8 protein-coding genes are annotated in these 9549 nt (G+C 31.0%); 2 read left to right on the top strand and 6 right to left on the bottom strand.

From position 1 onward, the window contains the following. Positions 1–541 precede the first annotated feature (541 nt). A complete protein-coding gene (locus ACKI44_RS08580; protein ID WP_407423461.1) occupies positions 542–1585 on the top strand; it encodes a helix-turn-helix domain-containing protein in 1044 nt (347 codons plus the stop codon). Between the two features lie 134 nt (positions 1586–1719). On the opposite strand, the gene ACKI44_RS08575 is transcribed toward ACKI44_RS08580, so the two are convergent. From ACKI44_RS08575 to ACKI44_RS08550, 6 genes are all read right to left on the bottom strand, one after another. Further along, the gene (locus ACKI44_RS08575) at positions 1720–1998 is read right to left on the bottom strand and encodes a hypothetical protein (RefSeq protein ID WP_407423459.1); all 279 of its coding nucleotides are present in this window, start codon (positions 1996–1998) and stop codon (positions 1720–1722) included. Between the two features lie 48 nt (positions 1999–2046). Then, positions 2047–3195 carry a hypothetical protein gene (locus ACKI44_RS08570; RefSeq protein ID WP_407423457.1) on the bottom strand — a complete coding sequence of 383 codons (1149 nt, stop codon included), beginning with the start codon at positions 3193–3195 and terminating at the stop codon, positions 2047–2049. 287 nt (positions 3196–3482) lie between these two features. Beyond that, entirely contained in the window at positions 3483–4994 is a 1512-nt protein-coding gene (locus ACKI44_RS08565; protein ID WP_407423455.1) for a DEAD/DEAH box helicase, read from the bottom strand. Positions 4995–4999: 5 nt separating this feature from the next. Beyond that, a complete protein-coding gene (pyk, locus tag ACKI44_RS08560) occupies positions 5000–6403 on the bottom strand; it encodes a pyruvate kinase (protein ID WP_407423453.1) in 1404 nt (467 codons plus the stop codon). A gap of 243 nt (positions 6404–6646) precedes the next feature. Beyond that, entirely contained in the window at positions 6647–7012 is a 366-nt protein-coding gene (locus ACKI44_RS08555; RefSeq protein ID WP_407423451.1) for a hypothetical protein, read from the bottom strand. 100 nt (positions 7013–7112) lie between these two features. Continuing rightward, positions 7113–7997, bottom strand: a complete 885-nt coding sequence (locus ACKI44_RS08550) for a hypothetical protein (protein WP_407423449.1) — start codon at positions 7995–7997, stop codon at positions 7113–7115. Between the two features lie 383 nt (positions 7998–8380). Here ACKI44_RS08550 and ACKI44_RS08545 point away from each other — a divergent pair, with 383 nt between their 5' ends. Further along, positions 8381–9541: a TMEM175 family protein gene (locus ACKI44_RS08545; protein WP_407423447.1), complete on the top strand. Its 1161-nt coding sequence runs from the start codon at positions 8381–8383 to the stop codon at positions 9539–9541. The last annotated feature ends 8 nt before the right edge of the window (positions 9542–9549 follow it).

Genomic DNA, 9549 nt, shown 5'->3' with positions numbered 1-9549 from the left:
CCTATGGTAAGCCACGTACTTTGCGATTTCTTCATCCAGAGTTGTTTTGTTAACTTTATTTAAAACTTCAATTGTAGATTTTCCTGACATAATTTATTATTTGTCATTCATCTATAATAAAAGTTTGGTAACTAACTATAATTAATAATTATTGTTATTTGAATGTTCACAAACATTCTTGAATGTTAGAGTAAATAGAATGATTAAAAAAACATGACTGCATTCAAATAAGTATGATTTAGGTGAATGTATAATGCATCATATTAACTTACATTAAAAAAAGCATTAACTAGATTTTAGAGTTGAAAAAGAATAGAAGTAGGTTAAATATTCACATTAAAGTATGAATATTGCAAATAATACCCATTAAAAGTAAAAATATCTCTTTAAATATCTAATTAATTAATCACACAAAAACAGCAGGATTTAATAGAAAATATTCGGTCATTTATATCAATTCCTGACAAATACATGATTTTGACCTAAAAAAATCAGATATATTTAAATAATTATTATGACAATATTATAATGAGGGATAAACATGCGAAATATAGGATTGAAATTAAAAACATTACGTAAAGAACACGGATATTCACAAATACAGATAGCAGAATATTTAAAAATAGACCAAAGTAACCTTTCAAAAATAGAAAATAATAAAAGAAATTTAAATTTAACATTATTAGATAAAATATGCCAATTATATAATTGTACACCGGAGTATCTATTAGGAGAAAGTGACAATTATGAAAAACAAAAAATTATGTTTAAATCAGGAAATGACATGGATTTAAATGTAATTGCTAAAATTAATCAGCTTGCATCCCATTTATCCCTTTTAAGAAAATATGATGCTAAAACAAATCAAAAATTACCTAAATTAAACATTAACATAAGAAGACAATTAGGAATTGACGAATACAGCCCAATAAATATTTTTACATTACTTGTTCAAAAAATACCCAACCTAACAATCGTATCCTTTCCAATGAAAAGAAGTGTCAGCGGATGTTGTTTCAAGAATAACTTTGATTTTATCATTTTAATCAATTCCATACATTCAAGGGGCCGTCAAAATTTTACTCTAGCACATGAATTATATCACCTGTTAGATGATGAAGAAAACTTTTATATTTGTTCTGAAGGTTTTAAAAATGAAATAGAACAAAAAGCAGACGAATTTGCATCCAACCTATTAATGACAGAACATGGATTATATGATTTTATTGAATCAAATAATATCAATAAATGGACAATAGAGGACATTATTAAATGCGAGCAATATTTCCAAATAGATCATAATTTGTTAATTAGAAGATTATATTCACAAAATTTAATTGACGGTTCGCAATTTGCAGAGTTTTCATTCAATATTAAACCTAAAGCCAGCAGTTTAGGTTATGACACATCATTATACGAATCACCAAAAGACAAAGAGTATTATTCAATAGGTCACATGATACCGCTAACAGAAAAATTATGGAACTTGGAAAAAATAGGTAATGGCCTGAGAAAAGACATTTTACTTGATTTATATAAAGAAGAACTTATTTACAAAAGTTTAAGTGATAAGAATGAAATCTAAACCTATTTTTTACGATTCTGATGTTTTAGTGTGTTTTTTTGATTAACAGTATAAGATTTAGGGAACCAACATTATTTAACCAGTTCCCAAAAACCAAACATTTATTCTCCTCTAATTTTTATTAAATTCATGATTTATTTTTGATCATAATCCTCACATAACTCTCTCAAGTTTTCTTCCAAAGTACGAAACTCTTCATAATCATTACAAGGCATGATTTCAAGAGGTTCAGAATATTTACGTGATTTAATTGAAATATCTTTAGGAGGGTAGTCCTCTCCAGGAAAATACTCATCAAACAACTCTCTTAAATTCTCTTCCAAAGTAAGAAATTCCTCATAAGGATTACGAGGTTTTATCTCAAGAGGTTCTGGTGATTTGGGTGTTTCAATTGGTTCATCAAAACCAAACATTTGTATCACCTCTGCTTAATAATTAACCCACAAAATATTTATAATTTACTATGCATTCAATTTTTTGTCATAATATTCTTCTTTTTTAATCCAAACAAAACCATCTAATTTTGATATTACGGCCACATTTACTTCACCACCCACAATATTTAAATTCATAGATAGTTGATATCTTAAAGAAGTTATTTTAACTAGAATTTCGACCATATTAGCCAAATTCTCTTTAGAAAGTAAATCCATCGAATACAAGATATTATTTAAAATAATTTTCTCAACGGATTCAATGAAAGCTATGAATTCCCGATTTTTTGTATTTATTTCATCTCTAAAATCATCAACTTTTTTTAAAATAGCATTAATGTTTCCAGGTACAAGATTATTTTCAAAATCAATATACTCTATAAATTCATCTAAAAAACCACTTAAAACAGATTTATGATAATGTCCTATAACATCTAGAAACTCAGGATGAATTCCATATAAATAACCATATATCACATCAGTTTGAGCAAAAGGAATGATTAAATTATTAGAATAAGAAAATTTAGATTTTTCATTTACATATTCGATATATCCACCATTATTTAGCAGTATGTCAATATTAATATATGAAGGAAAATTCTTACCCTCATCAAAACCTACAATTACAATACCTGTAACTGATGTACAAAATTTGTAAAAGAAATAATTCTTAAATGCTTTCCATTTTCCTGTGCCGATTATTGATTTTAATTCTTTAAAAAGAAAATCATATTGATTATATTCATCTAATTGTTTAATGAAATTAGGTAATTCTAATTTTAAATATTTTTTGATAACAAAATTTATTTTATCTTCATTCAAATTAGAAAAATATTCTATTATTTCTTTTTTAAATATATTAAATCGATACTCAATATCACTTTTAAAGTCATGATGTAAAGTATTCTTTGATAAAAACTCTAAAAAAGAATTTTTTATTTTCAAAACTGTATTTACTTCATTAAAATTTGTTTTTTGAATGAACTCCGCTATGAGATTTTCCATAGGAATATTTTCGAAGTAACTTGATCCATATAACATTATTGCCATTGGAATCTTTTCTATTGGAAATAATTTTGTAAAACCAAATGCAGTTTTTTGTCTATTTACTGTTACGGCACTATCAACTGCAATCGCAATCGCATTTCCATTCATTGCTATTAATTCAGTAGTCATAAAAAAACCTTCTTTTAATCTAAATCTATTAATAATTTAAAATAAGAATTATAAATACTTTATTAATTTATTAAAGCAATATTGATTTGATAAAGTAATATTGTGGCAATTTAGAATATTATACGGATTTGTTAAAACAAATTAACAAAAGAAAAAATTATTCAATATAACAATACTAACACAAAAATTACTGAAGTTAGAAAAAATAAGAAATGGTATGAGAAAAGACATTTTATTTAATTTTTTATATAAATAAAAAAATTAAGGAACATGAAATAAACCTAAATTCAAATCCTCAAGGCCAGCACTTCTTTAAGTTCTTCATTAGTCATTTCGGTTATGAAAGTCTCGTCATTGCTGATGGATTTGGCTGCCAAATCAACCTTATGCTTGCTTATTGCATCAATTGTCTCTTCAAGTGTTCCCTTTGTAATGAACCGATATACCATGACATCATTTTCCTGGCCGATTCTGTGAACCCTGTCGGTTGCCTGATTTTCAACAGCAGGATTCCACCAGAGATCATAGTGGATGACGTTTTGAGCAGCAGTCAAATTCAAACCGGTACCTCCCGTTTTGAGGGTGGCGACGAATATCTTGTAGTTTTCATCTTCCTGGAATGTATCGATTATTCTTGTCTTTTCCTTAAGGCTTTGGGAACCGTGCAGGAACAAAACTTCCTCTTTAAACTTCTTGGAAATCAAATCCTGAATAATTTTTCCCATTTCAACATATTGGGTAAAGATAATTACCTTTTCACCGGAATCAAGAATGTTCTGCAGTATATCGACCAATAGCTCCATCTTACCGGATTCGGAAATCTTCGGCTTTTTAATGTCTAGAAACTGCGCCGGATGGTTGCAGGTCTGTTTCAGGGCAGTTAAAATCTTTAAGATAATTCCCTTTCTTTGAATTCCCTTGGAATTTTCTATATCAAAAAATATCTCATCGAGAATTGCATTGTATAACCTGATCTGCTTTTTGGAAAGGGTGCAGTAAATGTCATTGACGAACTTGTCGGGAAGTTCCTTTTTAATGTCATCATCGCTTTTAAGCCGCCTCATGACAAAGGGCTTTGCAATTTCCCTAAGGTTTTCCAATGTCTCTTCATCCTCAAGCTTTTCTATTGGAACAACATAGTTTCTTTTAAAATCATCCTTTGATGATAAATAACCCTTGTTTACAAAGTCAAATATTGACCAATAGTCCATCAGCCTGTTTTCGATTGGAGTACCTGTCAGCGCAACCTTGGTTCTTGCCTTGATGCTTTTGATTGCTCTGGTCTGTTCGGTGTTAGGATTTTTAATGTTTTGGGCTTCATCAATGACACACAAAAGCCATGTATCATCCATGAACAGGTCCAAATCAAGTCGGACAACACCATACGAGGTTAAAATAATGTCATATTCTTCAATCGGATAGGTCCTGCCGGATCCGTGATAGATGTAATAGCTCAATTCGGGAGTGAACTTGTTTATCTCATTTTCCCAGTTTGAAATTAATGTAGGGGGCACTATAATGAGAGATGGACTGTTGTCTAAAGGATTCTGCTCTTTAAAGTATAAAATGGCTGTTAAAATCTGAATAGTTTTACCAAGACCCATATCATCGGCCAAAATGCTTCCGAACTTATATTTTATGTTTTGAACAAGCCAAGAGTATCCTATCTTTTGATAGGGCCTTAACTGACCATTCAATGTGGAAGGCTCATCATAGATTTTTGTCTCATTAACGAGTTTCTTAAATCTTTTATACTCTTTAGGAGTCTTGAACTGTTTTCTAGCCATGTCCGTGTTCATAATACTCATATTTCCATGATTCTTAAATAATTGGTTTTATTCGCCTCACCTATCGGGAACCCTCCGGTGATGACTATCAAATCACCGTTCTTAAGGTCAAATTCATTTATGGCCGTTTTTCTTGCATTTTCAATCATCTTGTCTGTGGCACCGTAAATGTCTGATATTACAGGTCTGACCCCAAAGTTCAAAGCGACCTTATGTGCAACATCATTGGACGGGCAGCATGCCAGGATTGGTGAGTTTGGCCTTAAATTACTGATTTTTCCGGCAGTAAACCCAGTCATGGTCATTGTAACAATTAATGCAATATTTGAATATTCAACGGCATCAGCAACCAGTTTTGCAATCGTGTCACTTATGTCTATTCTTCCCTTGTAGGCCACATTCTTTCTGTAGTCGACCGTTGATTCCACATATTCACATATCTTGGCCATTATTTCAACTGAAGCCACAGGATACTTACCAACGGTGGTTTCTCCGGAAAGCATCACACAGTCGGTTCCGTCCAATACAGCATTGGCAACATCTGAAACCTCAGCCCTTGAAGGCCTTGGACTTTCATACATTGAAGCGAGCATCTCGGTAGCGACAATGGCAAACTTGCCCTTTTCACGGCATTTTCTAATAATCTCCTTTTGAAGCATCGGAAGCTTTTCCATAGCAACTTCCACACCCAAATCTCCACGGGCCACCATGATTCCGTCGGATTCATCGATTATATCATCAATATTATCTATTCCCATGCTGCTTTCAATTTTTGAAATGATACGGCAATCTCCTCCCGCTTCATCAATTATCTCACGGGCATCAATCACGTCTTGGCGAGTATTGACAAAGGATAAAGCCAGATAATCGCATGAATGCTTTGCTGCAAAGGCAATATCTTCCTTATCAACATCACTTATAAAGTCAAGTTTCAAATCGACACCAGGAACATTAATTGTCTTGTTGTCCTGGATTTTAGTATCCCCCAGAGCTTTCAGTACGACAAAATCATCCTTTTTGTCAATGACTTCCAGTTCATAGAGTGCATTGTCAATTAAAACCATGTCGCCGACGTTAATTAAATCAATCGCATCACTGTGGTTAACTCCAAATTCCTCTTCATTGCCAACGATGCAATTTTTAGCCATCTTAATCGTGTCACCATTTTTAAGAGATACACCGCCTTCCTTAAATTTAGAAGTTCTGAATTCTGGACCCTTGGTATCATATAAAATAGCTACGGGCACATTACAGGCTTTTCTAACTTCACGAACAACATCAATTGTTTTAAATATTCCGTCCCTTGTAGCATGGCTGAGATTGATACGTGCACAGTCCATACCCTTATTGACCATTTCGCTCATGACTTCCACAGAATCACAAGCCGGACCTACACTACAGATAATTTTTGTCTTTTTCATTAACTCACCGAAAAACTTTTTAAAAGAAACAATTGATTATAGATTTAAAATGTGAAAGTTATATAATTTTTCAAAGTATGATTTTTTAATCGAAAACAATCTAAAGTTAATTCAATTTTTAATTTTTCAATTCTTCGATGTTGTATGTGTTCACTTATCATGAATTAACCCATAATTATTTTCCTTGGCATGATTAATTTATCTAATAATATTATTGAGATGAAAAATCTAATCAAAAAAGACTTATTGATTAAGCATTTTCTCTATTTCCTTAACATCAATTCCAACATTCTTAGAAATTTCAATACCCATCCCATTCTCATATAACTTTAAAATAACCACTTCATAACCCTCTTTAAAACCTTCTTTAAAACCCTCTTTCCTACCATTTTCTTCTTTTCTCTGACCATAATCGTATACTGCACTCATTTTACCACCTAATTTATCCAACAATAAATTTTTTAACGGAATTTCACCCACAAATTTATCAACCAATAACCAAAGAATCACATAACACAAACTTTTAGTTGATGAGAACAACTCATCTAAAGTAAACAAAATATTAAGAACTCTCCGAATATTTTCTTCAATATTTCCATCTTTGGTCATGATTGGTGCTAGTGAGAAACATATCGCTTCATTTGGCGTGATTAATTCATTTAATTAAAAAATATAAACATCTAATCGAAAAAAAAGACTTAACCAAAAATTATTGATTAAACATTTTCTCTATTTCCTTAACATCAATTCCAACATTCTTAGAAATTTCATCAATACCCATCCCATTCTCATATAACCTTAAAACAATCTCCTTTTTACCTTTTTCAATACCTTCAACAATACCTTCTTTCCTACCTTCTTTCCTACCTTCTTTCCTACCTTCTTTCCTACCATTTTCTTCTTTTCTCTGACCATAATCGTATACTGCGCTCATTTTACCACCTAATTTATCCAATAATAAATTTTTTAACGGAATTTCACCCACAAATTTATCAACCAATAACCAAAGAATTGCATAACACAAACTTTTAGTTGATGGGGGCAATTCTTCTAGAGTAAACAAAATATTAAGAACTCTCCGAATATTTTCTTCAATATTTCCATCTTTGGTCATGATTGGTGCTAGTGAGAAATATATCGCTTCTTTTGGTGTGATTATTTTTTCCAATTTATATTTTTCTTCCATTTGATTAATAATTTTTTCTCCATCAAAAAGGTCATTACCAAAAACCTCATACCGAAATGTGTTATACTTATTAACATAGTACGTGACAATTTTTGATTTTTCTGCCGTGCTTATGACACATAGGTTTACTTCCTTGCTGTTTGATTTCTTTTGGTCTGTTATTGCGACGTATGAATGTCCTCTTTGTGAAAAAGTATCATCTGTTACTGTACTTTGAAATTCCAGAATCAGATTTTCATCATCCAATTCGATTATTAAGTCAGGTTTGAAAGTTGAAGGATCTATCTGCCTCAGTTCTTTTGTCCAGATTTTTTTGACCTTGGATTTCTTGTTTGCAATCTCTAGAAGTACTTCAACATCTTCTTCACCAACATCTTTGAAAATCATATCCTCTTGAAATTTGGCCATAACTAACCCTCCTTATTTTTTATTAAATATTTTGTTTTGATAACTTAAAAAGGTCATTTACTTGGATTAAACCATCTAAACTTATATTAAATGGTTTTTTAAGAACAATATTTATCTCTAAAGGCAATAAAATGATATTAGGGCAATATTGATGACTTAAGACATTATTGGAAAAAGAGAGTTAATAGCAAAATAAAGACACCAATAATGGTTTTATCCTTTTTCAGATAACTAAAGACAAATCTAAAAAAAATACACAATTTTAAAGAGAATATCTAAACAGGGATTAAAAAAATAGTTCACGATTATTTTTTTAACTGAAAGATTATAAAAAACCTTCCAAAAACTAAAATTTATTTACCCGTAAAAATAAATTAAGAAATATGGATACTAATAGATTTGAAACATTTTATGATGCTGTTTTGGCGATTGTCATAACAGTTCTGGTGTTGAAAATTCCCCAGCCATTAAGTGCAGATTGGGGAGCTTTCTTTTCAAATTATACGAATTTCGTAACGTATTTCATTGTATTTTTAGCAATTATCAACATCTGGTACAGTAATCAGAAGTTATTCCAGCATATTGACGACATTAACAACAGAGCCCTGATTACCTATGGAATTTCCATATTTTTATTCACACTCTTTCCGTATTTTGCATCATGGCTTTCAATGAATCTGTATTCCCTGACCGCCGAGATCATTTTTGGATTGATTATAATCTTTGCAAATATATCGCACATCATATCCGTCGTTGTGGTTTACGGAGCAAATGCAACCAGCGATAAACTGAAAGAACTGAATATTCAAAAAATTCATCTTCTAATTCCTTTCCTCATCATATTGATTGGTTTTGTAGTATCATTTACCATATACACTCCAGGAATTTATCTTGCCTGTTTATTATCCGTGATTATAAGTATTATTTACAATAAACGAGACAAAAAGGAATATGAAGATACTGAAAGATTTGAAGCATTGATTGATGCAATCATAGCCATTATCCTAACAATCATCGCACTTGAAATTCCATTGGCGGCAAACGGTAATTTAGAAGGCCTTATGGAGTTAAAACTCGAATTTATAGCATATGCAATTAGTTTTATTGTTTGTTTTAATGTGTGGAACTTTTCCTATAACCTATTCAGCATTGTCAAAAAAATCAATTACAGATCAATCTGGACCATATCCTTGGGATTATTCTTTTTATCAATGATTCCCTATCTGACGACTTTTGTTGCCAATAACTTTAATGCGTTCATTCCGCAATGCATCTATGGAATAGATTTCATTATCATTAATATATTCTGTCTTGTTGCCACATATGAACTGAAAAGAATTGATGTAAGCAATGAATTCCTGCAGGCAGCATTTCAAAACTACAATACATATGGTTTAAACATTTTACTTACTATTATTTCAATGATTATCGGTTATCTTTACTATCCGCCGACAATAATCATGTCCTGCATATTTACAATTATTTTAACATGGATATTGATGCTTAAAAAAATAAACTTGCTCCATTATCTGAAATTACAATAGAAAAGAAT

It is taken from the genome of Methanobrevibacter sp. (assembly GCF_045646205.1).
In the GTDB taxonomy this organism is placed as follows: domain Archaea; phylum Methanobacteriota; class Methanobacteria; order Methanobacteriales; family Methanobacteriaceae; genus Methanocatella.
This window is presented reverse-complemented; position numbering and strand designations above follow the sequence as displayed.